Source organism: Isoptericola sp. NPDC056605 (assembly GCF_042792795.1).
In the GTDB taxonomy this organism is placed as follows: domain Bacteria; phylum Actinomycetota; class Actinomycetes; order Actinomycetales; family Cellulomonadaceae; genus Isoptericola.
This window is the reverse complement of record NZ_JBHTVT010000013.1, coordinates 103,086-128,801: the sequence shown is the minus strand read 5'-3', so window position 1 is coordinate 128,801 and position 25,716 is coordinate 103,086. Positions and strand designations below refer to the sequence as shown.

The window sequence follows — 25,716 nt, the reverse complement described above, 5'->3', positions numbered from 1 at the left end:
CGCGGCGGGCCAGCCGACGCGGGCACCTTGGGTGTCATGACACCTCTGCTGAGCGCGCGTGGACTGACGATGCAGTACCCCGGCGGGGTCACGCCCGCCCTGGACGCCGTGGACCTCGACATCGCCGCCGGCGAGTCGGTGGCGATCATGGGCGCGTCCGGCTCCGGCAAGACGACGCTGCTGCACTGCCTCGCGGGCATCCTGCGTCCCACGGCCGGGTCGGTCACCTTCGCGTCGGGGCAGGGGCCGGTGCGCGTCGAGTCGCTCGACGACGCGGCCCGGTCGCGGCTGCGGCGCGAGGAGCTCGGCTTCGTGTTCCAGCAGGGCCTGCTGCTCGACGAGCTGACCGCGCTCGAGAACGTCGCCGTGGCCCGGATGCTCGGCGGGGTGCCGCGCGGGCAGGCCGAGGCGGAGGCCGCGCAGTGGCTGCAGTACCTGGGCCTCGCCGGGCTCGAGCAGCGGCGGCTCGGCGAGCTGTCCGGCGGGCAGGCGCAGCGCGTCGCGATCGCTCGTGCCCAGGTCACGGGTGCCCGGCTGATCTTCGCCGACGAGCCCACCGGCGCCCTGGACTCCGCCACGTCCGTCGAGGTGCTGGACCTGCTGCTCTCCGCCACCACGCAGGGCCGCACGCTCGTCGTCGTCACGCACGACGCCGACGTCGCGCGCCGCTGCGCCCGCACCGTCGTCCTGCGCGACGGCCGCGTGGTCTCGGACACCGCCGCCCCCGCGGCGGCCGCCGACGCCGCCGAGGTGTCGCGATGACCGCCACCGCCCCGGCGCCCGCGCCGTCCGCCGTCCCGGGCGCGCGCCCCGCGGGCGCGCTCGCCACCGCCGTCCACCTCGCCCCGCTGTTCCGGCGGCGGCGCGACGACGACCGCCTGGCCACCGCCCTGCCCGTGGCGAGCTTCGCCGTGGTCACCGCCCTGCTGCTCGTGGTGCTGGGCGGCGCGCAGGCCTTCTTCGGCTGGGACGACGACCTGGCCTCCACCTACGAGACGCTCGCCGTCATCGCCGTGGTGCTGCTGCTCGTGCCCCTCGCCACGGTGGGCGCGTCCGCCGCGCGCCTCGCCGCCCGACGGCGCGACGAGCGGCTCGCGTCCCTGCGCCTGCTCGGCGCGACCACCGGCACGATCACGGCGCTCACGGTGCTCGAGGCGGCCGTGACGGCGCTGGTCGGGGCCGTCCTCGGCGTCGTGCTCTACGCGGTCCTCGCGCCGCTCGTGGGCCTGCTGCACTTCCGCGGCGAGGCGCTGGGCGCCCAGATGTGGGTGCCGTGGTGGTGGCTGCCGCTCGCGGTGCTCGGCGTCGCGCTGCTCGCCGCCGCGAGCGCCGTCGTCGGGCTGCGTGCCGTCGTCGTGACGCCGCTGGGCGTGCGCACGCGCCAGCGCCCGGGCACCGCGCACTGGGTCCGGGTCGTGATCGCCGTCGGCGTGCTCGTCGTCGGGCTCGGCCTCATGCAGGTGCTGGGGATACTCGGGGAGCTGGGCGGCATCGTCGCGATCGTCGGCACGCTCGCGGCGATCTTCGGCGGCATGCTGCTCGCCCTCGACGCCCTGGGCCCGTGGTTCGTGCGTGTGCGGGCGCGACGCCAGGCGCGCAAGGCGCAGACGGTGCCGCGGCTGCTGGCCGCGCGCATGGTGCTCGAGGACCCGAAGGCTGCCTGGCGGCAGGTGAGCGGCGTCGCGATGACCAGCTTCGTCGGCGTCTTCGGCGCCGTGGGCCTCGCGATGGCGGACATGACCTCGACCGAGGGCATGGACGCCGACGAGCGGTGGCTCATGCAGGACGTCTCGACCGGCGTCCTCGTCACCGTGGCGGTCTCGTTCCTCATGGTCGCCTGCTCGGTGGGCATCAACCAGGCCGCCTCGACCCTCGACCGCGCGGCGGTGCACGTCTCGCTCGACCGCCTCGGCGTACCGCGGGACGTGATGAGCGAGGCCTCCCGCCGGGCCGTGATGTCGGCGCTGTGGATGGTGGCCGGCGGGTCGGCGCTGTGCGCCGCCGTGCTGCTCTTCCCCCTCGTCGGGATGGCGATCTTCGTCCAGCCCGTCGCGATCGTCACCGCGCTGGCCGTGTTCGCGCTCGGGTTCCTCGCCGTCCGCGGCGCGGCGGCGCTCAGCGCCCGCCTCGTGCCGGGGATCCTCGCCCGGCCCGAGCGCGCGCTCTGACGCCGCCGGTCAGCCGGCGGAGCCGTCGGTCTTCTTCCCCGTCTCGCGCTCCCACGCGTCGAGCTGCTGGGTGAGGGCCCGCGCCAGCTCGAACACCTGCTGCGGGGGGATGCGCACGCGCGAGACCACCCGCCCCGGCACCACGCGGCCGGTGACCGCTCCCGTGTCGGGGTCGGTCACCGGCTGCGGCGGCTTCGTGGCCGCGACGAAGTCGATGACGAACGACGTCGACGTGTGCCACAGCGACGCGAAGTCCGCCGGGACGCCTCCCTCCAGCTCGGTGGGGACGTCGATCTTGAACTTCACCTCGTTGCTCGCCATGGCCACCACTGTCGCGCTCCTGCGCCCCCACCGCCAGCAGCCCGGCGGTGGGCACGGCGTGCCGGCCGCGCGGTCAGGAGCGCCCACACCGCCAGCCCCACGACGAGGGCCCAGAAGGCAGACCCGACGCCGAGCAGGACGAGGGGGCTCGCCGCCGTGAGGAACGTGGCCGTCGCGGCGACCCGGTGCTGCTCGTCGCGGAGGGCGGCGGACAGGGCGGAGCCGAAGGTGGCGAGCAGCGCGAGGCCGGCGACCGTCTCGACCACCCCCGCCGGGGCCGCCGCGACGAGCGCCGTGACCAGCGGCGACAGGACGGCGAGCACCAGGTAGGCCCAGCCGGCGCTCTGCGTCGCCACCCAGCGGCGCCGGGGGTCGGGGTGCGCCTCGGCCGACGCCGGGAGCGCCGCGGTGATGGCGGCGAGATTGACCGCGTGGCCGCCGGCGAACGCGCCCACCACCGTGCCGGCGCCCGTGACCAGGAGCGTCTCCCGCCACGGCACGGGGTAGCCGAAGGAGGCGAGGACGCTCACCCCCGGGACGTTCTGCGACGCCATCGTCACGACGTACAGCGGGAGGGCGATCCCCACGATCGCGGGCAGCGTGAGCGCGGGCGCCGTCAGGGCGAGGCCCGGCGGCCGCAGCGCGAGCGTCCCGTCCCCCGCGGCGACTGTCCCCAGGACGACGGCGACGGACAGCACGAACGCCGCCGGGGTGGCCCACCGCGGCGCCAGGCGCGCGAGGAGGAGCCACAGCACGATCACAGGCGCGACGAGCAGCGGCGCGGCCGTGACGGCGACCAGCGGCTGCAGGCACAGCGAGAGCAGCACCCCCGCGAGCATGGCCTGGGCCACGGGCACGGGGATGGCCGCGACGAGCCGGCCGAGCGCGGGCCAGGCCGCGGTGAGCCCGATCAGGGCGCCGCACACCACGAACGCCCCGACGGCGGCGGGCCAGCCGCCGGCGACCCCGCCCGCGCCCACCAGGACGGCGGCGCCGGGGGTGGACCACGCCAGCGTCAGGGGCGCGCGGTGACGGCGGCTGAGCCAGATCATCCCGAGCCCCTGGACGACGCACAGGGCGAGGAGGCCGGACGCCGCCTGGTCCGAGGTGGCCCCCACCGCCCCCAGGCCCGCGACCACGACCGCGAACGAGCTGGTGAAGCCGACCAGGGCGGCGACGATCCCGACGCCGACGGGCTGCGCGAGCGAGCGTTCCACGAACGGAACGGTAGGCGCCGTCGGCCGCGTTCCGCAAACAGAACGCTAGGGTGGCCTCGTGCGATCTGCCGAGCTCTCCGCGCTCATCGGCGAGCGCCTCACCGCCGCCCGTGCCGTCCGAGGGCTCTCCCTCGGCGCCCTCGCCCGCGCCGCCGGGATCGGCAAGGGCTCGCTGTCGGAGATCGAGGCCGGGTCGCGCAACCCGAACCTCGCCACGCTCTACGCCCTCGCCGGCGCCCTCGACGTCCCGATGTCGTGGCTGCTCGCGGAGCAGGCGGGCGCCGAGGTGTCCTCCCCCGGCATCCGCACCCGGCTGCTGGCGGCGACGCAGGCGGACGACGCCACCGTGGAGGTCTACGCCCTGCGGCTCGACCCGGGCACCATGCACCGCTCGGAGGCGCACGGCGCCCATGTCACCGAGCACCTGCTGGTCACGCGGGGCCGGGCCGAGGTCGGGCCGCTCGACGCGCCGGCCGAGCTCGCGACCGGCGAGTCGCTGCGGTGGCGCGCGGACTCCCGGCACGGGTACCGCGCCCTCGACGACGCGCCCGCGGAAGCCGTGCTCACCATGTGGTGGCGCCCGATCGACGCAAGGTAGTCATACAGGTTCACAACTTGTATGCTCACCTGACGCCGGGGACGAGCCCGGCCCGGCCGCGACGGCGGCCCGCAGACGCGAGGGAGCGCCATGCCCTACCAGCCCGACGCCATCCGGTCCGTGCAGCTCTCGACGCTCACGCTGCCGCTGGCCACCGCCATCTCCGACGCCAAGGTGTTCACCGGGCGGCAGAAGCCCATGACCGAGGTCGTGTTCCTCGTCGCCGAGATCACCACCGAGCAGGGCCACGCGGGCCTCGGATTCTCGTACTCCAAGCGCGCGGGCGGGCCGGCCCAGTACGCGCACGCCAAGGAGGTCGCCGACGCAGCGATCGGCGAGGACCCCAACGACATCGCCAAGCTGTACACGAAGCTCCTGTGGGCCGGCGCCTCCGTGGGCCGCTCCGGCGTCGCGACGCAAGCGCTCGCCGCGGTCGACATCGCCCTGTACGACCTCAAGGCCAAGCGCGCCGGCCTGCCGCTGGCCAAGCTGCTCGGCGCGCACCGGGACTCCGTGCGCACCTACAACACCTCCGGCGGCTTCCTGCACGCGAGCATCGACGAGGTGAAGGACCGGGCGTCGCGGTCGCTGGCCGAGGGCATCGGCGGCATCAAGATCAAGGTCGGCCTGCCGGACACCCGCACCGACCTGGCCCGCGTCGAGGCGGTGCGCGAGCACCTCGGCGCCGACGTCCCGCTCATGGTCGACGCCAACCAGCAGTGGGACCGCACCACCGCGCTGCGCATGGGCCGCCGGCTCGAGCCCTACGACCTGGTGTGGATCGAGGAGCCCCTGGACGCCTACGACGCCGAAGGCCACGCGGCCCTCGCCGCCGCCCTGGACACGCCGGTCGCGACCGGCGAGATGCTCGCGTCGGTGGCCGAGCACGAGCGCCTCATCGCCGCCCGGGCCTGCGACATCATCCAGCCCGACGCCCCGCGCGTCGGCGGCATCACGCAGTTCCTGCGGCTGCTCACCCTCGCGGACCAGGCCGGGCTGGACCTCGCGCCGCACTTCGCGATGGAGATCCACCTGCACCTGGCGGCCACGTACCCGCGCGAGCCGTGGGTGGAGCACTTCGACTGGCTCGACCCGCTGTTCGAGGAGCGCCTGGAGACGAAGGACGGCCGGATGCTCGTGCCGGACCGTCCCGGGCTCGGCGTCACCCTCACGGAGCAGGCGCGGGCCTGGACCACGGACAGCGTGCTGGTCGGGTCGCGTTGAGCGCCGGCCGGGGCGCGACGGCCGGGGTGCGGCGGATGGAAGCATGAGCCCATGCCCCCGACCCTGAGCGGCGCGCTCGTCGCCGCGCTGCGGGCGCGGATCGTCGACGGCGGCATCGCCCCCGGCGAGAAGCTGCCCAGCGAGACCGCGCTCGCCGCCGAGCACCAGGTCAGCCGCACCGTCGTGCGCGAGGCGATCGCCCGCCTGAACCTCGAGGGCCTGGTCCACACCCGGCGCGGCAGCGGCAGCTACGCGCTGGCGCCGCCGGCCGGGGACGGCGACGACGCGCCCGTCGCGCGCTCGCTCGAGGACCGGCTCGGCCTCGTCGACTTCCGGCTGGGCGTCGAGACGCAGGCGGCGGCCCTCGCCGCGGAGCGCCGGTCGGACGCCCACCTCGACGCGCTCGCCGCCCGCCTGCGGGACCTCGACGACGCCCAGGGGCACCCGGCGACGGCGATGCAGCACGACTTCGCGTTCCACCGGCTCGTCGCGGAGGCGGCGCAGAACCGGTATCTGCTGGACGCCCTGGACCGGCTCGGCCCGCAGATGATCGCGATGCCGCGCGGGCGCCTGGGCTCGCCCCCCACGCCTCCCCCGGGCACGGAGGACGGCACGCCGCGGCGGTTCGCGACCGTCACGCAGGAGCACCAGGCGATCCTCGACGCCCTGGCCGCCCGGGACCCGCTCGCCGCCGCGGCGGCGATGCGCGTGCACCTGGCCGGCTCCCGGCGCCGGCTGCTGGCGGAGTCGGGCGGCCGCTGACCGGCGGCTCAGGCCGGCTGCGCGCCGGCGCTCTCGGGCGCGCACCCCGCACCGCCCAGCGGCAGGGCGAGGATCGCCAGGTCCAGCCAGCGCCCGAACTTGGTGCCGACCTCGGGCAGCCGCCCGACGTGCGCGAACCCGAGCGACTCGTGCAACCGGACCGACGCGGCGTTGCCCGCCTCGATGTCGGCGAGCATGACGTGGTGCCCGGCGGCACGGGCGCGGTCGACGAGCTCGACCAGCAGCGCCCGGCCCAGCCCACGGCCCTGGTACCCCTCGGCCACGTAGACCGAGTCCTCCACCGTGTGGCGGTAGCCGAACTTCGCGCGCCACTGCGCGTAGGTGGCGTACCCGGCGACCGCGCCGTCGTCGTCGGCCACGAGGATCGGGTTCCCCGCGGCCGCCTGGGCGCCGAACCACCGCTCCCGCTCCGCGCGCGGCACCTCGTCGTCCGTCCAGATCGCGGTCGACGTGCGGATGGCCGCGTTGTGGATGTCCAGGAGGGCATCGAGGTCGGCGTGGACGGCGTCGCGCAGGATCATGCGCATATAGTAGCCATCATGTTCACTATCGTATTCGCGGGTGGCGCGTGACCGACGACCTCGGCGCCGCCCTCGCCCACACCTTGCAGGCCGCCCGGGCCGACCGCGGGCTGAGCGTCGCCGCGCTCGCCGAGGCGTCGGGCGTCTCGCGCGCGATGATCTCCCGCATCGAGCGCGAGGACGCCCAGCCCACCGCCGCGCTGCTCGGCCGGCTCGCGGCGGCGCTCGGCATGACGCTGTCCGAGCTCGTGGCCCGCGCCGAGGGCGACACGAGGCGGCTGGCCCGCCGGGCGGAGCAGCCGACGTGGACCGACGCGGGGACGGGGTACGTCCGGCGCGCGGTGTCCCCGCCGGCGAGCGCCGCGCTGGAGCTCGTGGAGGTCGAGCTCCCGCCGGGCGCCGAGGTGACCTACCCCGCCGAGTCGTACCGGTTCGTCGACCAGCAGATCTGGGTGCTCGACGGCGCGCTGCGGTTCGTCGAGGGCGAGCAGGTGCACGACCTCGGCCCCGGCGACTGCCTCCAGCTCGGCGCCCCGGCCGACTGCACCTTCGTCAACGCGACGCGGTCGTCGTGCCGCTACCTCGTCGTCCTCGACAAGCTCGCGGCCCCGCGCCCGCGGTGAGCACGGCTACGACGCCGGCTTGACCGCCAGCACGGGGTGCTCGGCCTGCAGCAGGATCCGCTGCGCGACGGAGCCCATGATGAACTTCCCCACCGGGCTGCGACGCCGCAGCCCGATGACGATGAGGGTCGCGTCGTGCCGCTCGGCGAGCTCGAGGATCTCGTCGCTGAAGTCGTCCCGGTGCGTGCCGCGCACCACCCGGGCGGCGACGCCGGCATCGGACGCCGCGGCGAGCACCCGGTCGAGGTCGTCGTCCGTCGCGACCGTCGTCTCGACGAGCGACCCCTCGCGCGCGGAGTTCACGACGAGCAGGTCCTCGCCCCGCAGCCGGGCCTCGGTGATGGCCGCCGTGGCGGCGGCCTCCCCCACCGGGGTGGGGACGTATCCCACGACGATGCTCATACGGACGCTTCCTCTCGGTCGGGGGTCGGCGCCTGCGCGGGCCGACGGCGACGGGCGGACTGCACGAGGGGCCAGACCGCGACGACGACGAACAGGGCGAGCAGCACGGCGGAGATGGGCCGGGAGACGAACCCGGAGGGGTCGCCGCCGAACATCAGCAGCGAGCGCCGCACGCTCTCCTCCAGCAGGGAGCCGAGCACGAAGGCCAGCACCAGCGGGCCGGGCTCGAAGCCGAACTTCTTCATGAGGTAGCCGACGGCGCCGAAGACGACGACGAGCAGCACGTCGAAGGCGGAGTTGTTGATCGTGTACGCGCCGATCATCGTGATCAGCGCCGTGATCGGGGCGAGGATCGCGGCCCGCACCCGCAGGATGCGCACGAAGACGCCCACCAGCGGGATCGACATGATCAGCAGCAGGATGTTGCCGACGTACATCGAGTTCACGACGCCCCAGAACAGCTCGGGGTGCTGATCGACGAGCTGCGGGCCGGGCGTGATGCCCTGGATGAGCAGGGCGCCGAACATCAGCGCCATCGTGGCGTTGGCGGGGATGCCGAGGGTGAGCAGCGGGATGAACGAGCTGGTGGCGGCGGCGTTGTTCGCCGTCTCCGGCCCGGCGACGCCCTCGATGGCGCCCTTGCCGAAGCGCGACGGGTCCTTGGCCCGCTTCTTCTCGGCCGCGTAGGCGGCCATCGACGCGATGGTCGCGCCGCCGCCCGGCAGGATGCCGAGGAAGAAGCCCAGCACGGACCCGCGGGTCACGGCGCCGGACGACTCGCGCAGGTCGGACCGCGACGGCCAGACGTTCGTCACCTTGCCCGGGGCGTGCACGGCCCGGTGTCGCTCCTCGAGGTTGTAGAGGATCTCCCCGAGCCCGAAGAGGCCCATCGCGACGGGCACGAAGTCGATCCCGTCGGCGAGGTCGAGGCTGCCGAAGGTGAACCGCTCGGTGCCGGTGAAGGCGTCGCGGCCCACGGTCGCGAGCAGCAGCCCGATCGCCGCCGCGACGAGGGCCTTGACCCGCGCGCCGGACGCGATCGTCGAGACGAGCAGGATGCCGAGCAGCGCGAGGGCCGCGTACTCGGGCGGCCCGAAGTCGAGGGCGAAGCTCGCGACGACCGGCGCCAGGAAGGTGAGCCCGACGATGGCGACGGTGCCCCCGACGAACGACCCGATGGCGGCGATGCCCAGCGCGGTGCCGGCCTTCCCCTGCCGCGCCAGCGCGTGCCCGTCGAGCACGGTGACCACCGAGCTCGCCTCGCCGGGCAGCCGCAGCAGCACGGAGGTGATGGTGCCGCCGTACTGGGCGCCGTAGAAGATGCCGGCGAGCATGATGATCGCGGTGACGGGCTCGATCCCGTAGGTGAGCGGCAGCAGGATCGCGATCGTCGCGGCCGGGCCGAGGCCGGGCAGCACGCCGATGAGCATCCCGATGAGCACCCCGACGAGGCAGTACAGCAGGTTCGTGGGCTCCAGCACGACCTCGAACCCGGCCATGACGTTCTGCAGGTTGTCCACGTGACGTCTCCTTCAGACGGTCGGGCGGGTCAGAACAGGTGCGGCACGTTGGTGCCGAGCGCGGCGACGAACACGAGGTACAGCGCGACGACGGCGCCCAGCGAGCACACGACCGACGTGCGCCACGACTCGCCGCCGAGGAACCGCATCCACACGAGGCTGAGCAGCAGGGACGGGATCTCGAAGCCGATCACGGGCAGCAGCGCGACGAGGCCGAGCAGCGTCGCGAGCCCGACCAGCGGCATCCACGAGTGGCGCGTGAACCGCTCGCCGTCGCCGCCGGCCCGGCCCACGACGAGCTGCGCCAGCGCGAGGACGACGAGCGCCACGCTCACGACCAGCGGCCACATGCCCGAGCCGGGCTGGGCGGGCGTGCCCACCCCGAGGGCGAGCGCGACCACCACCCCGCCGACGCCGACCGCGAGGGTGACGAGGCCCGCGCCGAGGTTGGCGACCGGCCCGGCCGGGGGCGGGCCGTCGTCGTGCACCTCGGGCTCGACGGCAGGCTCGGCGGCGGGCTCGGCAGCGACGGCGGGCTCAGGGTTCGGGGGGTGCGGCGCGGTCATCATCGGTCTCCTCCGGCGGGCTCGCCGCTCACTCGGCGAGCGAGATGTCGTACTCCGCGGTCAGGTCCTGGTACTTCTCGGCGAGCGCCGTCCACTCCTCGACGACCTCCTCGCCGCTGATCTCGTGCGGCGTGAGCAGGTTGTTCTCGTTGAACGACGTATACGCGTCCTCGGCCACGGCGGCGTCCACGGACTCCACGAGCCGCGCCTTGACGTCCTCCGGCAGCCCCTTGGGCGCGGCCAGCGCCCGGTACTGCGACACGGGCACGTCGTAGCCCTCCTCGACGGCGGTGGGCACGTCGGGCAGGAACTGGTTGCGCTCGGCGGAGAACGCGAGCAGCGGCACCACGTTCCCGGCGTCGAGCTGCGGCTTGGCCTCGCCGAGCTGGATGGTCGCGACCTGCACCTGGTCGCCGACGACGGCGGTGAGGGCGGGCGAGCCGGAATCGAACGGCACGCTCGTCCCCTCGATCTCGGCCTGGGCGAAGAGGACCGCCTGGGCGAGCTGCGAGCCCGTGCCGACGCCCGTCGTGCCGTAGGTGACCTTGCCGGACGCCGCCTGGAGGTCGTCCAGGCTCTCGAAGCCCGACTTCTTGCTCGCGACCAGCACGTAGTCGTCCTGCGAGAGCCCCTTGAGGACGTCGACGTCGTCGAGCGAGACGGCCTCGTCCTCGGAGACCGCGAGCGGCGTGATGGTGATGAGCGACGCGTTGAGCAGCACGAGGTTCGAGCCGTCGGCCGGCTTGCCCGCCACCTCCTGCGTGGCGACGGCGCCGTTCGCGCCGGCCCGGTTCACGACGGGCACCGAGACGCCGAGGTCGGTGGCCATGCCGTCCGCGAGCGCCCGGGCGATGAGGTCGGTGGAGCCCCCGGCGTCCTGCCCGACGGTGAGGGTCACGGGGCGGGAGGGGAAGTCCGACGACCCCCCGGCGCCGCCCGATCCCCCGGCGACGTTGCCGCCGCAGGCGGCGAGGGTGAGCGCGGCGACCGCGGCGGTGGCACCGGCGACGGCACGGCGGTGGGCAAGTCTCATCACAGCTCTCCTCGTTGAGATCTCGATCGAGCGGCGCGAGCGTCGTCGCCGCGTCAAGTCCGGTCGGGCGACGACTCTAGGGAGCCATACGATGCCTGTCTAAGCCTCAATCTGCATGGCTTGATCCAATGAAGGCATCAAGGAGACCCGGGATGAGCACCGCGTACACCCTCGACCAGGTCCGCTGCTTCGTGGCCGTGGCGGAGGAGCTGCACTTCGGCCGCGCCGCCGAGCGCCTGAGCATGACGCAGCCCCCGCTGAGCCGGCAGGTGCAGAAGCTCGAGCACGCCGTCGGCGTGGCGCTGCTGGAGCGGGACAACCGCCACGTGGAGCTCACCACCGCCGGCGCGGTCTTCCTCGTCGAGGCGCGCCGGCTGCTGACGTCTGCCGACGCCGCGCCCGCCCTCGCCCGCCGGATCGCGGCCGGCCGCGCGGGCGTGCTGCGGCTCGGGTTCACCGCGGCGACGGGCTTCAGCCTGCTCGGCACGCTGGTGCAGGAGATCGCCGAGGTCATGCCCGACGTCGACCTCGACCTGCAGGAGCTGGTGACGGTCGAGCAGCTCGAGGCCATCCGGCGCGGGGAGCTCGACCTCGCCCTGGGCCGCCCGCCCTTCGACGACCCGCGGCTCGACTCGCACCTGCTCCTGTCGGAGGACCTCGTCCTGGTGGTGCCCGAGGGACATCCCCTCGCGACGCTGCGCAGGCCGGTCGGGACGGCGGACCTGCGCGACGTCCCGCTCATCGGCCACCACCCGACGAAGGCGCGGTACTTCTACGACATGGTCGTGCGGTACGTGGACGTGGAGCACGCGAACGTGGTGCACGTCGTGAGCCAGATCCTCACCATGTGCTCGCTGGTCGGCGCCGGGCGCGCCGTCGCCTTCGTGCCCGAGTCCGCCCGGCTGCTCGGCCTGACCGGCGTCCGCTTCTGCGACCTGGCCGACGTGCCGCACGCCGTCGTCGAGCTGCACGCTCTCTGGGACCGGGGCTCCAAGAACCCCGCGCTGCACGAGCTCGTGCGCCACCTCCGCGCGGTGCACGACTGATCCGCACCCAGGAGGGCGATACCCGCACGGCATGAACCGATGCCATTCCGGGCTTGGACAGGCATCATGAACGCTTCTTAGGTTGTCCGACGAACTGTCACCGCCGACGTCTGTCACCAGGAGGGGCCATCGTGGCCACGTACTCACCCTCGGAGCTCGCCGCCACCCTCAAGGAGGGCCTGCTCTCGTTCCCCGTCACCCCGTTCACCGCGGACGGCGAGGTCGACGGCGCCCGGTACGCCGAGCACATCGCGTGGCAGACGAGCTTCGGGATCGGCGGGCTCTTCGCCGCCGGGGGCACGGGCGAGGGCTTCAGCCTCACGCCGGCCGAGACCGCGCGCGTGGTGGCCCTCGCCGTCGAGGCCGCCGACGGTGCCACCCCCGTGCTCGGCAGCGCCGCCGGCAACACGGCCCAGGCTGTCGAGAACGCGCGGGCGGCCGAGGTGGCGGGCGCCGAGGGCGTCCTGCTGCTGCCCCCGTACCTCACCGACTGCGACCAGGACGGCCTGCTCGAGCACGCCTCCGCGGTGTGCGCCGCGACGAGCGTCGGCGTCATCGTCTACAACCGCGCCAACGCCGTGTACTCCGCGCAGACGGTCGCCCGGCTGGCCGAGCGGCACCCGAACTTCATCGGCTTCAAGGACGCCCTCGGCGACATCGAACAGCTCACGCGCGTGGTCGCCACCAACGGCGACCGTCTCTTCTACCTCGGCGGCCTGCCCACCGCGGAGACGTTCGCGCTGCCGCTGCTTCAGCTCGGCATGAGCACCTACTCCTCGGCGATGTACAACTTCGTGCCCGAGTTCGCGCTCGAGTTCTACCGCGACGTGCGGAACCTCGACCGCGCCGCCGTCACCGAGAAGCTCACGCGCTTCGTGCTGCCCTACCTCGACATCCGCGACCGCGCCAAGGGGTACGGCGTCTCGATCGTCAAGGGCGGCCTGCGGGCCGTCGGGCGCGACCTCGGCGGCGTCCGGCCCCCGCTGCAGGACCTCACCGAGCGCGACGTCGACGACCTGCGCGCCCTCGTCGACGCCGCCGGCGTCCGCCCGGCCGACGTCGCCCTCACCCGCTGACCCGAGGACCGGCCACCCGCACCCACCCGCGCACCCACCCGCGCACCGACCTGCGCACCCAGGAGGGAACCCCATGACCGTCACCGCCGTCCTCGCCGGGCACTCGATCGTCGCCGGAGAGCCGCTGGTCGGCGCCGCCGGCACGGCCGTCGCCCACGACCCCGCCACCGACGAGGCGCTGGAGCCCGCCTACTCGCTCCTCTCCGTCGACCAGCTCGCGCACGCCACGGCCGCCGCGGAGGAGGCCTTCGCGTCCTTCTCCGCGCTGGCCCCCGAGCCGCACGCCCGCTTCCTCGAGCGCGTCGCCGCGAACCTCGAGGCCGCCGGGACCGCGATCGTCGCGCGGGCGATGCGGGAGACCGGCCTGCCCGAGGCCCGGCTGACGGGCGAGCTCGCCCGTACCACGGGGCAGCTGCGCCTGTTCGCCGCCGTCGTGCGCCAGGGCGACCACCGCGGCGTCCGCGTCGACCCCGCGCTGCCCGACCGCACCCCGCTCCCCCGCGCGGACCTCCGCCAGCGGAAGGTGCCCGTCGGCCCCGTCGCCGTGTTCGGCGCCAGCAACTTCCCGCTCGCGTTCTCGGTGGCCGGCGGCGACACCGCCTCGGCGCTGGCCGCCGGCTGCCCCGTGGTCGTCAAGGCGCACGGCGCGCACCCGGGCACCGGCGAGCTGGTGGGCCGCGCCGTGGCCGACGCCGTCGCCGCCGAGGGCCTGCACCCCGGCGTCTTCTCCCTCGTCTACGGCCCCGGCGCGCGCGTCGGGCAGGCGCTGGTGGGCGACCCCGTGATCCAGGCGGTCGGGTTCACCGGCTCCCGCTCCGGCGGGCTCGCGCTGGTGGCCGCGGCCGCCGCCCGCCGCGTGCCGATCCCGGTGTTCGCGGAGATGAGCTCGGTCAACCCGGTGATCGTGCTGCCGGGCGCCCTGGACCCGGACGACGGGGGCGACGCCGACGCGCTCGCCGCGGCGTACCTGGCGTCGGTGACCGGGTCGTCCGGCCAGCTGTGCACCGCCCCGGGGATCGTGCTCGTGCCGCGCTCGGCGCACGGCGACGCGTTCGTCGACGCCGTCCGCCGCACCGCCGAGGCCACCACCGGGCAGACCATGCTCACCGCCGGCATCGCCCGGGCGTGGCACGACGGCGTGGACGCCCTCGCCGCGCAGGACGGCGTCGCCCTCGCCGGCACCGGGACGCCCGGCGCCGCGCGCAACGCGCCCGCGCCGTCGGTCTTCGTCGCCGACGTCGCCACCTTCCTCGCCAACCCGGTACTGGAGGAGGAGATCTTCGGCGCCGCCTCGCTCGTGGTGCGCTACGCCGACGACGACGAGCTCCTCGCCGCCGTGGGCCTCCTCGAGGGGCAGCTCACCGCCACGCTGCACCTCAGGGAGTCCGACCGCGCCACGGCCGCCCGCCTGCTGCCCGCGCTGGAGCGCAAGGCCGGCCGCATCCTGGCCAACGGCTGGCCGACCGGCGTCGAGGTGGGCCACGCGATGGTGCACGGCGGCCCCTTCCCCGCGACGTCGGACGGGCGCACGACGTCCGTCGGGACGCTGGCGATCGAGCGGTTCCTGCGGCCCGTCGCCTACCAGGACCTGCCCGAGTTCCTGCTGCCCGAGCCGGTGCGGCCGGACAACCCGTGGCGCCTCACCCGGCGCGTGGACGGCGTGCTCCGGCCCGCGGCCGGCGCGGAGGGGGCCCGGTGAGCGCGCCGACCGTCGCCCGCGTGCGGGTCGTGCCCGTCGCGGGGCACGACTCCATGCTGCTCAACCTCTCCGGCGCGCACGCGCCGTTCTTCACCCGCAACGTCGTGCTCGTCGAGGACTCCGAGGGCCGCACCGGGCTCGGCGAGGTGCCGGGCGGGGAGAAGATCCGCGCGACGGTCGAGGAGGCCGCGGTCCTCGTCGTCGGGCAACCCGTCGCGCGGTTCCGGTCCGTGCTGCGGGGCGTCGCGGCCCGGTTCGCCGGCCGGGACGCGGGCGGGCGCGGCAACCAGACGTTCGACCTGCGCACCACCGTGCACGCCGTGACCGGGCTCGAGTCCGCGCTGCTCGACCTGCACGGGCAGGCCCTCGGCGTCCCGGTGGCTGAGCTGCTCGGCGAGGGGCAGCAGCGCGACGCCGTCCCGATGCTCGGCTACCTGTTCTACGTCGGCGACCCGGACGCCACCGACCTGCCCTACCTGCGCGAGCCCGACGGCCCGGACGCCTGGTCCCGGCTGCGCCGCGAGGCCGCCATGACCCCCGACGCCGTCGTCCGCCTCGCCGAGGCCGCGCGGGAGCGGTACGGCTTCCGCGACTTCAAGCTCAAGGGCGGCGTGCAGGCCGGCGACGCCGAGGTCGACGCCGTCGTCGCGCTCAAGGAACGCTTCCCCGACGCCCGGATCACGCTCGACCCGAACGGCGGCTGGCTCCTGGACGACGCCGTCCGGCTCGGACGACGGATGCGGGGCGTCGTCGCCTACGCCGAGGACCCGTGCGGCGCCGAGGGGCGGTTCTCCGGCCGCGAGGTGATGGCCGAGTTCCGCCGCGCCACCGGGCTGCCGACGGCGACCAACATGATCGCCACCGACTGGCGCGAGCTCGGGCACGCGATCCGGTCGGACGCCGTCGACATCCCGCTCGCCGACCCGCACTTCTGGACGATGGCGGGCTCCGTGCGCGTCGCGCAGCTGTGCCACGAGCTCGGCCTCACCTGGGGCTCGCACTCCAACAACCACTTCGACGTCTCGCTCGCCATGTTCACGCACGTGGGCGCCGCCGCCCCCGGCGAGATCACCGCGCTCGACACGCACTGGATCTGGCAGGACGGCCAGGGGCTCACCCGCCGCCCGCTCGAGATCTCGGGCGGCGAGATCCGGGTGCCGACCGCGCCCGGCCTCGGCGTCGAGCTCGACCCCGACCGCCTCGCCGAGGCGCACGCGCTGTACCTCGAGCACGGGCTGGGCTCGCGGGACGACGCCGTCGCGATGCGGTACCTCGTGCCGGGCTGGGAGTTCGACCCGAAGCGCCCCTGCCTCGTGCGGTGAGGTCCCGGCGTCACGGTTCCGGGTGCGGCGCCCCGTCGCCCGCCCGGAACCGGCCGAGCTCCGCCCGGGCGAAGGCCACGCGCTCGGTCTCGCGCCCCTGGGCCGCGCCCAGCGCGTCCGCGAGGTCCTTGGCCGCCTCCAGGCGGTGCCCCCGGCGGCGACGGTCGCGGAGGCCGCCGCCGCGGCGGAACGCGCGCCGCTGCTTCCAGGCGCCCGCGAGCGCGTCGGCCTCCTCCGGGGTGAGGGTGCCGTCCTCGACCTCGGGCGCCATCAGGTCCCGCATGGCCGCCCGCTCCGGGCCGACCGTCACGTGGAAGGCGACCAGCACGACCGCGATCGCGACGACGACCTGCACCGCCAGGATCACCGGGATGAGCGGGCCCCCGCCCGCCAGCGCCGCCGTGCTGTCCCACGCCCAGTGCAGCGCCATCGCGACGAGGCAGAACAGCAGCCCGCGCCCGACGCGCCGACGCTGCGCGACCGTGCCCACGAGGTAGACCACCCCGGCGCCGAAGATCGCGGAGTACAGGATGTGCGACGTGAACCCGGTGGCGAGGCGCAGCACCACGGTGTTCAGGCTGGAGCCGACCGGGTCGACCCCGAACCCCTCCGGCGCGGAGTTCAGCGCGTACAGGATGTCCTCGAGGATCTCGAAGCCGAGGCCCACGAACGCGCCGACGACGAAGCCGTCGAACGCGGTGCGCAGCACGCGCGGCGCGATGAACAGGAGCAGCAGGACCCCGGCGCCCTTGCCCCACTCCTCCATGAGCGGCGCCGCGAGACCCGCCCCCCAGTCCACGGCGAACGCCGGGCCGCCCAGCTTGGCGTAGAGGCTCAGGAGGGCTGCGTTCCCGTGCAGCGCGATCGCCCAGGTGGCGGCGAACCCGCCCCAGAGGAAGGCGGCGACCCGCAGGTCCAGCGGCTGGCGGGAGTACCGGTCGATGTGGGTGGTGAACCACCAGAACAGCACCGCGTACGCGGCGAAGATCGCCGCCGAGATGCTCAGCGGCTCGCCGTAGGCGGGACCCTGGCTGCGCACCTGGGAGACGGCGAACCAGAGGCCGTACGCGATCACGGCCACGAACACCCACAGGCACGCGTTGCGCGGCTGGACCCACGAGACGCGTCGGCCCCAGCCGACCTCGTCGACGACCTGGGCCCGCCGGTCGAGCAGCTCCGTGCGGGTCATGACGCCTCCACCGAGGTGACGGGACGGATCGAGCGGATCATGCCCACGACGTCGGACTCGAGCTCCGCGTCGTCGGTCTCGTGGGGACCGGTGAGGACCACCTCCACGCCGGTGCCGTCGAAGACGTACGCCGCGACAAGCCCCGTCCCGCCGGTGAACGTGAACCGGCCGGCGACCCCTCGCTCGCCCTGGGCGGTCCGGAACGTCTCCACCTGGCCCATGTCGATGGTGGCGCCGTCGCTCAGCCGCTCGTTGTTCTTCTGCAGCTGCGCCATCAGCTCGGCGGGCGTCCCGTCGAACGTGTCGGAGACGACGGAGAACGTGAAGCCGTCCTTCGACACCTGGGCCGTGTTCGGGAAGCCGCCGGACTCCGGGGGCTCGGACGCGAGCACGCCCGAGTCGATGCTCCACCCGGCGGCGGGGTCGAACTCGACGCCGTCGACCCGGATGACGTCGCCCGCCTTCGCGGGGTCGTCCACCGGGACGCTCCGGTCGAGGGCCGGCAGCCCCCACATCGCCACCGCGACCAGCACGACCACGATCGCCGCGGGCAGCAGCGTCACGCGGTCCATCCCCAGCCAGCGGCGCTCCACCGGCACCCAGTCCGGCGGCACGCTCTGCTGCTCCGGCGCGACTCCCGCTCCCATGGCCCTCCCCCGGACGCGACGGGCGCACGCGTCGGCGTCGCCCGGCAGCGCGGAGATCGCGCGGCTGTACGGAAGATCGCACGACCCGGGAGGATGCGCGCGGCGAGGACGCACTTCGCCCCGGTTCGTCCGTCGAGGCGGGGGCGCGGCACGCGGCGCCGGGAGCAGCGGTATCAGACGGTCCGTGCGGCCGTCGTTCCATGCAGGGGCCGGTTCTCCCGACCCGACGCACCACCGAGGAGACGCCCGATGTCCGCCATCGACGCATCCGTCACCGCCCCGACGGCGGCTGCCCCGACCTCCGCCGCACCCGTCCCGGCTCCCGCCCCTGCCGTGGCCGAGCCGCCGGTGGTCACGGGCGCCACCGGGCACGCCACCGTGTCACCGCGGCTACGCACCTACGCGTACGTCGTCGCGCTCGTCGTCGGCGCGCTCGCCACTGCCGCGTCCACCATCACCGCCGCCGTGGCGCCCGGGTCCGCGCAGACCGTGACCGCCGTCGGCGGCGCCGTCGCGGGCCTGTTCGCCACGATCTCCGGTGGCCTCGGCACCGCCTACCGCCCGACGTCGTCGCGCGGCACGTCCTGACCGCCGGGCCCCGGGCACGGCCGCGCCCCGCGCCACGACCCCCCTGCGTCGTGCCGCCCGTCGCGTCGATCAGGCCGCGGACGCCCTCCTCAGCCGTCGTCGCACTCGGGGCACTGCGCGGAGAGCTCCTCCAGCGCGTCCTCGTGCCCCCGGCACGGGAGGTGCCACCCGGTGTTGGCGATGATCGTGTGGCTGACGGACCTGCTGGAGGCCGACCCAGCGCCCGACTCCGCGCCCGACTCCGCATGGACCACCGCCGCCGCGATCCCCTGACCGCACACCAGGCACCTGGTCGACGCCACGTACTTCACCGTGGCCATGCCCCACCGTCGCTCCGAGCCACGATGCACGCATCCCGGTCGGCCTGACCACACCTGCCCACCGGGTGGCGGCCCCGCATCGCGTCCTCCGGTTGCCCGCGGCCGCGGTCTGAGCTTAAGTTAATCGCGATTCACGCTGGGGTGGATCGGAGACCACATCACGAGGGCTCGGACGGCGCCGCGGGACAGGGGGGCGAGACAGGCGGCGTCGACGATCCGCGGACGAAGGGGTTCGACGTGGGCGAGATCAGCAGACGGAGTCTTCTCAGGGCAGGCGGGACGATCGGGGCGCTCGGCGCGCTCGCCGGTGCGGCGCCCGCGCACGCATGGACGTGGTCGTCGTCCGGGTCGGTCGCCGGCACGGGCACCGGCCGCGACCCGCGCGAGGTGTGGGACGACCTGGCCGACCCGGTGCTCGCGAACCTGCTCGACACGGGCGGGGTGCCCGCGGTGAACGCGGCGCTCGCCTCCTGGACCACCAACGGCCAGGCGCTCCCGGCCGGGCTTCCCGCCGACGTCGAGGCGCTCGTCACGCGGGCGCGCGAGCTGCCCTCGTGGGTCGACCACTCGCGGCTCGACAAGGCGTTCACCTTCACGACGAAGCGGGGCCTCTACCTCGGTGTGCTGTACGGGATGAACAGCGGCATGATGAGCGCCGCGATCCCGCGCGAGGCCCGGGCCGTCTGGTACTCGAAGGGCGGCGCCGACCTCACCGACCGCATCGCCAAGACCGCGAAGCTCGGCTACGACATCGGCGCCCACCACGCCTACCGGCCCGACGGGAAGATGATCGTCACCTGCGTGAAGACCCGCCTGGTCCACGCGGCGGTGCGCCACCTGCTGCCGCAGTCGCCGCACTGGTCCGCCGTCGCCGACGAGCGGGTGCCGATCAGCCAGTTCGACATCATGGTCACCTGGCACAGCCTCGCCTCCTCCGTCTGGCAGAAGCTCGTGGAGTGGAGGGTGCCGATCTCCTCGGCGGAGGCCGACGCCTACCTGCACCTGTGGCAGGTGACGGGCCACATGCTCGGCGTGCTCGACGAGTACATCCCGTCGAGCTGGGACGAGGCGCTGGCACAGCGCGAGCAGGTGCTCGTCCCGCTGCTCGCCAGGACCGACGAGGGGGTGCTCATCGCCGACAAGCTCGTCAAGCTGGGCGAGAACCTCGACTTCACGCTGGTCACCAAGCCCGCCTTCGAGGCCGTCACCCGGTACATGCTCGGCGACAGGGTGACCGACATGCTCGAGCTGCCCCGCCGGCCCGTGCTCGACGCGACGATCTCGGCGGCCTGGATCCCGTTCGTGCGCGCCCGCGAGCTGGGGCTCCTCGTCCCCGGCTCGCCGGCCGTCTACTGGCTGTTCGACGAGCTCCTGCGCAAGGTCGCGCTGCTCTACCTCGAGCCCACGAAGCCGATCAACATCGACATCCCGACCATCAACAACCCGGACTACGACTAGCGGGTCACGACCCCGACCCTTCCCCCGACTCCGGCGGCAGGTCCGCGGTCACGGCGCCGTCGCCCCGTCCGTGCCGTTCGTACCCGGAGGACGCGTCCGCTCGTGGACGTCGTCGAGGTGCGCGCGCAGCTCGGGCGGCCCGTGCACGACGAAGCCGCAGTCTGCCGCCAGCAGACGCAGCGCCAGCCACGCGACCGTGTCCGGGGCGCTGCGCCACCGCGTGCCGTCGCCGTCGGCGGCGAGCGTGCCGTCGCCGAGGTGGTCGGCCAGGCGCTCCCGGGCGACGGCGAGGGGCAGGCGCAGCGTGACGTCCGCCCGCACCGTGGGCGCCATCGCCGCTTCGGCCCGCTCCAGGTGCGCGGGGACGTCGGCGGCGCGCAGCTCGTGACGCGACGGCGCCCCGGTGGCCCGCGGGTCGCTGACCCGGTCGGCACGGAAGGTCCGCCAGTCGTCGCGGTCGAGGTCGAACGCCACGAGGTACCAGCGCCGTCGGACGACGACGAGCTGCTGCGGCTCGACGTGCCGTGGCCCGCGACCGCCGCCCCGGGCCTCGTAGGTGAGCCGGACCCGCTCGCGGTTCGCCGCCGCACCGGCCAGCACGGTGAGGACGTCGGGATCCACGGCTCCCCCGGCCGGCCGCTCCCAGGTCATCGCGCTCGCGCCGAGCGTCCGGACGCGGTGCCGGAGCCGCGACGGCAAGGACCGGCTCAGCTTGGTGAGCGCGCGGACCCCCGCGTCCTCGAGGCCCGGGAGGCCGTGCACGGCGACGGTGCGCAGGCCGAGCGCGACGGCCACGGCCTCGTCGTCCTCCAGGAGCAGGGGCGGCATGGAGGTGCCCGCCACCAGGCGGTACCCGCCGTGGGCGCCGAGCGTGGCCTCGACGGGGTAGCCCAGCTCCCGCAGGCGGTCGACGTCGCGGCGCACGGTGCGCGGGGTGACGTCGAGCCGCTGCGCCAGCTCGCTGCCCGACCACACGCGGGCGGTCTGGAGCAGCGACAGCAGGGCGAGCACGCGCGAGGTGGGTCCCGTCATGGCGACATCCTCTCGCCGATCGCGGACAGGAACAGTCCTCTTTCATGCCTAGCGTGGGGCTATCAGCTGCACGCACCACGACGGGAGAGCACCATGACCGCACGTCAGAGCACCGCCCCGGACGGCTACACGACCGTGGCCCCGTGGGTCGTCACGGACGACACCGGCGCCTTCCTCGACTTCGTCACGGAGGTGTTCGACGGCGAGGAGATCGCCCGCGTCGCCACCGAGGACGGCTCGATCGGCCACGGCGAGACCCGCGTGGGCGACACCGTCCTGCTCGGGTTCGACCGTCGCCCCGAGTGGCCCGCCATGCCCAGCCTGCTGCGCGTCTTCGTGCCCGACGCCGACGCAACCTTCGCGAAGGCCGTCGCGGCGGGCGCGCAGGTCGTGACGGACCTCTCCGCCAGCGCCTTCGGTCAGCGCGGCGGACGCGTCAAGGACCCGTTCGGCAACGTCTGGTGGGTCGTGAGCCACGTCGAGGACGTGCCCGAGGAGCTCGTGTGGCAGCGCCTGCAGCAGCCCGAGTTCGCCGACCAGATGCGCGTCGCGCAGGAGACCCTCGACGCCGAGCTGAGCGGTCGGACGCACGGCCGCAGCAGCGCGCCCGTGCGCTGAGCACCCGCGGGACGACGAAGGCCCGGAACCGCGAGGTTCCGGGCCTTCCGTGCTGAGCCGCCTATCAGAATCGAACTGATGACCTATTCATTACGAGTGAACAGATCGGGGTAGACTGTGGGTGACGACAAGCCCTCTGACCAGGCATTACGTCAAGCACGCGACCGCCTGCGATAGCCTGCAATGGCCCACCCAATGGCCCACCTGGAAGGCGCCGAGACCATGGCCCGAGCACGACGCCCCCACGGCACGGGATCCGTCTACTACGACGACGCACGCAAGCGGTGGGTCGGCTCGATCGAGCTCGGCTGGACAGCGAAGGGCACCCGTCGTCGCCGTCGGTTCGTCGCTGCCACCGAGGCAGGCGTGCGCCGGAAGATCCGCGAGGCACTTACCGAAGCCGAAGCCGCCGAGGCCCCCACCGTCGGAGGCAAGCCGACGGTGAAGCGGTGGGCCGACGTCTGGATGGAGAACACCGCCGCGACGCTGCGGCCGACGACATGGAACGCGAACCGCTCGGCGGTCACCCAGTGGATCATCCCCACCATCGGGCACCGCCGCCTCGACCAGCTCGCGCCGGCCGACATCCGCGCCTTCCACCGCGCGATGGAGGCGAAGCCGCTCGCGCTCTCGTCCCAGGCTCGCTACCACGCCGCACTCTCGGCGATGCTGAGCGCGGCGGTCCAGGAGGGCCACGCGGTGCCCGAGCGCGCGCGGATGGTCGAGGGCCCCGGGCTCGGCACGAACGACCGCGACGCGCTCCCGCTCGACGACGCGCTCGCGATCCTCGAGGTGGCCTCCCGACGCCCGGACGCGTCCCGGTGGGCCGCCGCGCTGCTGCAGGGGATGCGCCCCGCGGAGACGCTGGGCCTGACCTGGGACATGGTTGACCTCGACGACAAGGAGCCGACCCTCACCCTCGCCTGGCAGCTCAAGCCGCTGCCCTACCGGGTCACGCGCGACCGGTCTTCCGGCTTCCGCGTTCCCCGCGGGTTCGAGGCCCGGCAGGTCGACGGGGCCCTGCACCTCGTAAGGCCGAAGACGAAGTCCGGGTGGCGCGTCATCCCGCTCGTGCCCTGGATGGTCGCCTCCCTGACTGCATGGCGCGAGGTCGCGCCGCCGAACCGCCACGGGCTCGTCTGGCCGCAGGCTGACGGGCGCCCGCAGCGTGACGACGATGACCGCGCGGCGTGGTACTCCATCACGGACGAAGCGCACGTGGCCGTCACCGAGCCGTCGCCGCGGCAGGACGGGCCGGAGATCATCGGCCGCCGGCCGGACCTGTACGAGGCTCGGCACACGGCGGCCACGCTGCTGCGCATGGGCGGCGTGGACGACGCGACGATCACAGCCATCCTCGGGCATGCGAGCATCCTGTCGACGAAGGCCTACCTCCACACGGACCGCACGCGGACTCGGGCAGCCCTGGTCGACGTCGCCGGTCGCCTGGGGCTCACGTCGTGACAGGAAATTCTAACGGGCTGGACGGGTAGGAAATCCTGACATCTGCGCCGTGAGCAGCGATGATCCAGGCGAGGAGCTAGACGGCGCGGAGATGCCCCTTACGGCGAGCCGTGGTCGCGCCTTTCCAGACCTCGGAGCGCCACACCTCGACGAGCCGGGTCGAGACGTCGAGCTCGCGCGCGATCGCGCCGGCATGCGGCCCGTGCAGGCGCTCGGCGAGGGCGTAGTCGACGGGGCTGATGAGCAGGCGGGCGGCCCATGCGTCCGCGGCGAGCTCGTCACGCTCGATGTCGTGGTAGAGCGTCCAGTCATGCCCGAGGGACCAGTGCCCCATCTCGTGCGCGAGGGTGCACCGCTGCGTGAGGACGCTCTTGCGGTGGTTCAGCAGCACCAGGCCGGAGCGCCGCAGCTCCCCCGCCCGGCGACCGAGGTTGTCCCACTTCACGCGCAGGCCGAACTCCTCGGCTGCAGCGATCAGGTCCTCGAGGGTCATCCCAGCCAGGTGTACACCTCTGGCTGGTACGGCAGGGGCCCGGCGCGCCGGGCCCTACACACCCTGAAGGTGGCGCGCCGAGTTCAGCACCTCTGCCGCTTCGGGATCCACTTCGGCAGCCGCCGGGTCAGCGTCGGCCCCGCGAGCCACGCCAACCTCGAAAACCATCGAAGCCGTTCGATCGAGCATCGCCACGAACTCCTGCTCGGCCCCCTCTGCAGGAACGTGCACAGGGAAGCTGCCGATCGCTTCGCCCTCGAAGTTCGCTACCAGGACGTCAGCATCTCTGTCGCGAAGGATCGGGCGGACAGGCTCCAGGAACCCAACGGTGTACGGATCAGCGTCCGCCACGCGCTGCGCCTCATCGCGGGTTAGCCGCACGACCAGGTGGGCCACGAACCGTCTCTCTGCGTCGATGTCGAAGACCCAGAGGGCCGTGTACCTGTCGTCATCCCGGCGGAGGAGGAGCTGCAGCACCATACCCTCGCCACGGTTCAGGATCACCGTCTTCTTACTGCGCAGGTCGTACATCACTCCCCCTCTCCTTGATCGCAGACATCCGAAAGCGGCACACGATCGGCCGCACTCCACTTCGAACGATACTCCGGAGAGTCGCGGATCTCAGTGCCGCCGATCACGATGCTCACGTGGTCAGGGTTGCTGGCGGAGGGGCTTGAGAACGCGAGATAGCCCGTCGACAGCAGCCGGACCACCCGGAAGTAGCGGACGCACGAGGTGGGCTTGGGGGGCCTACGAAGGACGGCACGAGCAGCCTCTTCGACACTCCTACGCCCGCGGAGCATCGAGATGTCGAGCTCAACGACCGGTCCCGGAGCTCCTTCAAACCGCGGGCTGTCCCGAAAGCCTCGGTCATCCCCGTACTGCGTGACACTCTCGCCGATTCCAATCGGACGCCACTCGTAGAGCCCCCCCGCCTCGTCGTCAGGAAGTTCGACCGGGCCCGGAACCTCGGGCTCCGAAGCCAGAGGCCGCCTGGTCAGCGCGAACTTCACGGTTCCTCCTGCTGCGCCTCGGCCTCAGCGTCGTCGTCTTGGTCGCGGGCCGCCAGCGTGTAGTCCTCCTGGTCAGGATCGTCGAACAGGTCGCTCTGCGTCCCCGGCAACGGGAGCGCGCCTTGAGCGCCTGGCAGCCCCCAGGAGCGGTCAACCGACGCCTCACTCGCGGGGCGTGGGCGCCCGCCGGCGAAGATCGCTTGCAGCTCCTCATGCGCACGGAAGGCAGCGATACCAGTTCGATCTGCGTACTCGCGTTCAATCGCCCACTGTTCGTGCCGGAGCCGTGACCACTCGTCCACCAGGCGCTCGATGCTGAGGCCTGTCACGCCCGGCGAGGCGGCATGCCCCGTTGCGGCACTACTCGGGGTGCCCGACCCTGTGCGCTCCTTGTCCCTGATCCGCGCCTCGCGCTGACGGCGGTCCCTAGCTGGGCGAGTAGCCCATGCGCGGATCGCCTCTGCGGCGAGAGCCTGGTCCGTTTCAAGTGCGGCCAGCACCTTCCCAAGGCTCGCGTCCTGGACGCGCTCACCGTCTTCCACACGCTTCCACGTGATCGAGTTGATGCCCGCCTGTCGCGCCGCCTCTTCCTTGCCCCACCCCCTGGCGATGCGCTCGCGCTCGACGAAGAGCGCCCACCCCTCGCGCGTCACGGCCCCGGAGTCGTCTACGGACCGGGCTCCGGCGGACACAGGACTGCGGTTCTCAGCCATGCACCCAGTGTCGCAGTCACATCTAGGAACTTCTAGACCGACTGCCAGGTGAAGATCCCCAC

General features: G+C 73.8%; 29 protein-coding genes. 14 read left to right on the top strand and 15 right to left on the bottom strand.

The features are described 5' to 3' along the window. Nucleotides 1-36: 36 nt before the first annotated feature. Complete coding sequence (locus ACFQ8Y_RS14625; RefSeq protein ID WP_430585937.1) at nucleotides 37-762, top strand: ABC transporter ATP-binding protein; 726 nt, start codon at nucleotides 37-39, stop codon at nucleotides 760-762. After that, nucleotides 759-2,168 (top strand): FtsX-like permease family protein, encoded by a 1,410-nt coding sequence (locus tag ACFQ8Y_RS14620; protein ID WP_430585936.1) that lies wholly within the window; start codon nucleotides 759-761, stop codon nucleotides 2,166-2,168. Before ACFQ8Y_RS14625 ends, ACFQ8Y_RS14620 begins: the two co-directional genes overlap by 4 nt. Before the next feature lie 9 nt (nucleotides 2,169-2,177). Here ACFQ8Y_RS14620 and ACFQ8Y_RS14615 read toward each other — a convergent pair whose 3' ends face one another. Beyond that, nucleotides 2,178-2,489, bottom strand: a complete 312-nt coding sequence (locus ACFQ8Y_RS14615; RefSeq protein WP_430552441.1) for a DUF3467 domain-containing protein — start codon at nucleotides 2,487-2,489, stop codon at nucleotides 2,178-2,180. Then, a complete protein-coding gene (locus ACFQ8Y_RS14610) occupies nucleotides 2,471-3,706 on the bottom strand; it encodes a benzoate/H(+) symporter BenE family transporter (protein WP_430585935.1) in 1,236 nt (411 codons plus the stop codon). The genes ACFQ8Y_RS14615 and ACFQ8Y_RS14610 overlap by 19 nt, the downstream gene beginning before the upstream one ends. Before the next feature lie 58 nt (nucleotides 3,707-3,764). Here ACFQ8Y_RS14610 and ACFQ8Y_RS14605 point away from each other — a divergent pair, with 58 nt between their 5' ends. The 3 genes from ACFQ8Y_RS14605 (at nucleotide 3,765) to ACFQ8Y_RS14595 (ending at nucleotide 6,290) form a co-directional block, all read left to right on the top strand. Continuing rightward, nucleotides 3,765-4,304: a helix-turn-helix domain-containing protein gene (locus tag ACFQ8Y_RS14605; RefSeq protein ID WP_430564000.1), complete on the top strand. Its 540-nt coding sequence runs from the start codon at nucleotides 3,765-3,767 to the stop codon at nucleotides 4,302-4,304. A 90-nt stretch (nucleotides 4,305-4,394) separates the two neighbouring features. Next, on the top strand, nucleotides 4,395-5,528 hold the full coding sequence (locus ACFQ8Y_RS14600; protein WP_430585934.1) for a mandelate racemase/muconate lactonizing enzyme family protein: 1,134 nt from the start codon (nucleotides 4,395-4,397) through the stop codon (nucleotides 5,526-5,528). A gap of 51 nt (nucleotides 5,529-5,579) precedes the next feature. Next, complete coding sequence (locus tag ACFQ8Y_RS14595) at nucleotides 5,580-6,290, top strand: FadR/GntR family transcriptional regulator (RefSeq protein ID WP_430552437.1); 711 nt, start codon at nucleotides 5,580-5,582, stop codon at nucleotides 6,288-6,290. Nucleotides 6,291-6,298: 8 nt separating this feature from the next. Here the strand turns inward: ACFQ8Y_RS14595 and ACFQ8Y_RS14590 are convergent, their stop codons facing one another. Beyond that, nucleotides 6,299-6,832 carry a GNAT family N-acetyltransferase gene (locus ACFQ8Y_RS14590; protein WP_430585933.1) on the bottom strand — a complete coding sequence of 178 codons (534 nt, stop codon included), beginning with the start codon at nucleotides 6,830-6,832 and terminating at the stop codon, nucleotides 6,299-6,301. A 47-nt stretch (nucleotides 6,833-6,879) separates the two neighbouring features. Between ACFQ8Y_RS14590 and ACFQ8Y_RS14585 the strand changes: the two genes are divergently transcribed. After that, the gene (locus ACFQ8Y_RS14585) at nucleotides 6,880-7,455 is read left to right on the top strand and encodes a helix-turn-helix domain-containing protein (protein ID WP_430552435.1); all 576 of its coding nucleotides are present in this window, start codon (nucleotides 6,880-6,882) and stop codon (nucleotides 7,453-7,455) included. Between the two features lie 6 nt (nucleotides 7,456-7,461). On the opposite strand, the gene ACFQ8Y_RS14580 is transcribed toward ACFQ8Y_RS14585, so the two are convergent. From ACFQ8Y_RS14580 to ACFQ8Y_RS14565, 4 genes are read right to left on the bottom strand one after another with little or no spacing between them, the layout of a single operon-like run. After that, nucleotides 7,462-7,857 (bottom strand): universal stress protein, encoded by a 396-nt coding sequence (locus ACFQ8Y_RS14580; RefSeq protein WP_430552434.1) that lies wholly within the window; start codon nucleotides 7,855-7,857, stop codon nucleotides 7,462-7,464. Continuing rightward, entirely contained in the window at nucleotides 7,854-9,356 is a 1,503-nt protein-coding gene (locus ACFQ8Y_RS14575) for a tripartite tricarboxylate transporter permease (protein ID WP_430585942.1), read from the bottom strand. The genes ACFQ8Y_RS14580 and ACFQ8Y_RS14575 overlap by 4 nt, the downstream gene beginning before the upstream one ends. Before the next feature lie 50 nt (nucleotides 9,357-9,406). Next, nucleotides 9,407-9,943: a tripartite tricarboxylate transporter TctB family protein gene (locus tag ACFQ8Y_RS14570; RefSeq protein ID WP_430552433.1), complete on the bottom strand. Its 537-nt coding sequence runs from the start codon at nucleotides 9,941-9,943 to the stop codon at nucleotides 9,407-9,409. 28 nt (nucleotides 9,944-9,971) lie between these two features. Further along, complete coding sequence (locus ACFQ8Y_RS14565; protein ID WP_430552432.1) at nucleotides 9,972-10,979, bottom strand: tripartite tricarboxylate transporter substrate binding protein; 1,008 nt, start codon at nucleotides 10,977-10,979, stop codon at nucleotides 9,972-9,974. A gap of 149 nt (nucleotides 10,980-11,128) precedes the next feature. On the opposite strand from ACFQ8Y_RS14565, the gene ACFQ8Y_RS14560 reads away from it, so the two are divergent. The 4 genes from ACFQ8Y_RS14560 (at nucleotide 11,129) to ACFQ8Y_RS14545 (ending at nucleotide 16,119) form a co-directional block, all read left to right on the top strand. After that, on the top strand, nucleotides 11,129-12,022 hold the full coding sequence (locus ACFQ8Y_RS14560) for a LysR family transcriptional regulator (RefSeq protein ID WP_430585932.1): 894 nt from the start codon (nucleotides 11,129-11,131) through the stop codon (nucleotides 12,020-12,022). 131 nt (nucleotides 12,023-12,153) lie between these two features. Continuing rightward, on the top strand, nucleotides 12,154-13,098 hold the full coding sequence (locus tag ACFQ8Y_RS14555) for a 5-dehydro-4-deoxyglucarate dehydratase (protein ID WP_430552430.1): 945 nt from the start codon (nucleotides 12,154-12,156) through the stop codon (nucleotides 13,096-13,098). 73 nt (nucleotides 13,099-13,171) lie between these two features. Further along, nucleotides 13,172-14,797, top strand: coding sequence for an aldehyde dehydrogenase (NADP(+)) (locus ACFQ8Y_RS14550; RefSeq protein ID WP_430585931.1), 1,626 nt, complete (start codon nucleotides 13,172-13,174; stop codon nucleotides 14,795-14,797). Nucleotides 14,798-14,850: 53 nt separating this feature from the next. Beyond that, the gene (locus ACFQ8Y_RS14545) at nucleotides 14,851-16,119 is read left to right on the top strand and encodes an enolase C-terminal domain-like protein (protein ID WP_430585941.1); all 1,269 of its coding nucleotides are present in this window, start codon (nucleotides 14,851-14,853) and stop codon (nucleotides 16,117-16,119) included. A 10-nt stretch (nucleotides 16,120-16,129) separates the two neighbouring features. Here ACFQ8Y_RS14545 and ACFQ8Y_RS14540 read toward each other — a convergent pair whose 3' ends face one another. Together ACFQ8Y_RS14540 and ACFQ8Y_RS14535 are read right to left on the bottom strand one after the other, a co-directional pair. After that, complete coding sequence (locus ACFQ8Y_RS14540) at nucleotides 16,130-17,308, bottom strand: PrsW family intramembrane metalloprotease (RefSeq protein WP_430585930.1); 1,179 nt, start codon at nucleotides 17,306-17,308, stop codon at nucleotides 16,130-16,132. Then, on the bottom strand, nucleotides 17,305-17,955 hold the full coding sequence (locus tag ACFQ8Y_RS14535; protein WP_430563992.1) for a hypothetical protein: 651 nt from the start codon (nucleotides 17,953-17,955) through the stop codon (nucleotides 17,305-17,307). Before ACFQ8Y_RS14535 ends, ACFQ8Y_RS14540 begins: the two co-directional genes overlap by 4 nt. Before the next feature lie 249 nt (nucleotides 17,956-18,204). Here ACFQ8Y_RS14535 and ACFQ8Y_RS14530 point away from each other — a divergent pair, with 249 nt between their 5' ends. Then, nucleotides 18,205-18,543: a hypothetical protein gene (locus ACFQ8Y_RS14530; RefSeq protein ID WP_430552426.1), complete on the top strand. Its 339-nt coding sequence runs from the start codon at nucleotides 18,205-18,207 to the stop codon at nucleotides 18,541-18,543. 89 nt (nucleotides 18,544-18,632) lie between these two features. On the opposite strand, the gene ACFQ8Y_RS14525 is transcribed toward ACFQ8Y_RS14530, so the two are convergent. Beyond that, a complete protein-coding gene (locus ACFQ8Y_RS14525; RefSeq protein WP_430585929.1) occupies nucleotides 18,633-18,863 on the bottom strand; it encodes a hypothetical protein in 231 nt (76 codons plus the stop codon). A 237-nt stretch (nucleotides 18,864-19,100) separates the two neighbouring features. Here ACFQ8Y_RS14525 and ACFQ8Y_RS14520 point away from each other — a divergent pair, with 237 nt between their 5' ends. Beyond that, a complete protein-coding gene (locus ACFQ8Y_RS14520) occupies nucleotides 19,101-20,321 on the top strand; it encodes an oxygenase MpaB family protein (RefSeq protein ID WP_430585928.1) in 1,221 nt (406 codons plus the stop codon). 48 nt (nucleotides 20,322-20,369) lie between these two features. On the opposite strand, the gene ACFQ8Y_RS14515 is transcribed toward ACFQ8Y_RS14520, so the two are convergent. Next, the gene (locus ACFQ8Y_RS14515; RefSeq protein WP_430585927.1) at nucleotides 20,370-21,353 is read right to left on the bottom strand and encodes a helix-turn-helix transcriptional regulator; all 984 of its coding nucleotides are present in this window, start codon (nucleotides 21,351-21,353) and stop codon (nucleotides 20,370-20,372) included. A gap of 93 nt (nucleotides 21,354-21,446) precedes the next feature. Here ACFQ8Y_RS14515 and ACFQ8Y_RS14510 point away from each other — a divergent pair, with 93 nt between their 5' ends. Both ACFQ8Y_RS14510 and ACFQ8Y_RS14505 read left to right on the top strand, forming a co-directional pair. After that, nucleotides 21,447-21,971, top strand: a complete 525-nt coding sequence (locus ACFQ8Y_RS14510) for a VOC family protein (protein ID WP_430585926.1) — start codon at nucleotides 21,447-21,449, stop codon at nucleotides 21,969-21,971. Between the two features lie 222 nt (nucleotides 21,972-22,193). After that, a complete protein-coding gene (locus ACFQ8Y_RS14505) occupies nucleotides 22,194-23,435 on the top strand; it encodes a tyrosine-type recombinase/integrase (RefSeq protein ID WP_430585925.1) in 1,242 nt (413 codons plus the stop codon). A 76-nt stretch (nucleotides 23,436-23,511) separates the two neighbouring features. Here the strand turns inward: ACFQ8Y_RS14505 and ACFQ8Y_RS14500 are convergent, their stop codons facing one another. From ACFQ8Y_RS14500 to ACFQ8Y_RS14485, 4 genes are read right to left on the bottom strand one after another with little or no spacing between them, the layout of a single operon-like run. Beyond that, entirely contained in the window at nucleotides 23,512-23,928 is a 417-nt protein-coding gene (locus ACFQ8Y_RS14500; protein WP_430585924.1) for an ImmA/IrrE family metallo-endopeptidase, read from the bottom strand. Between the two features lie 54 nt (nucleotides 23,929-23,982). Beyond that, nucleotides 23,983-24,462, bottom strand: coding sequence for a hypothetical protein (locus ACFQ8Y_RS14495; protein WP_430585923.1), 480 nt, complete (start codon nucleotides 24,460-24,462; stop codon nucleotides 23,983-23,985). Further along, nucleotides 24,459-24,941 carry a hypothetical protein gene (locus ACFQ8Y_RS14490; protein ID WP_430585922.1) on the bottom strand — a complete coding sequence of 161 codons (483 nt, stop codon included), beginning with the start codon at nucleotides 24,939-24,941 and terminating at the stop codon, nucleotides 24,459-24,461. The genes ACFQ8Y_RS14495 and ACFQ8Y_RS14490 overlap by 4 nt, the downstream gene beginning before the upstream one ends. Next, nucleotides 24,938-25,654, bottom strand: a complete 717-nt coding sequence (locus tag ACFQ8Y_RS14485; RefSeq protein ID WP_430585921.1) for a hypothetical protein — start codon at nucleotides 25,652-25,654, stop codon at nucleotides 24,938-24,940. The genes ACFQ8Y_RS14490 and ACFQ8Y_RS14485 overlap by 4 nt, the downstream gene beginning before the upstream one ends. Nucleotides 25,655-25,716 lie beyond the last annotated feature (62 nt).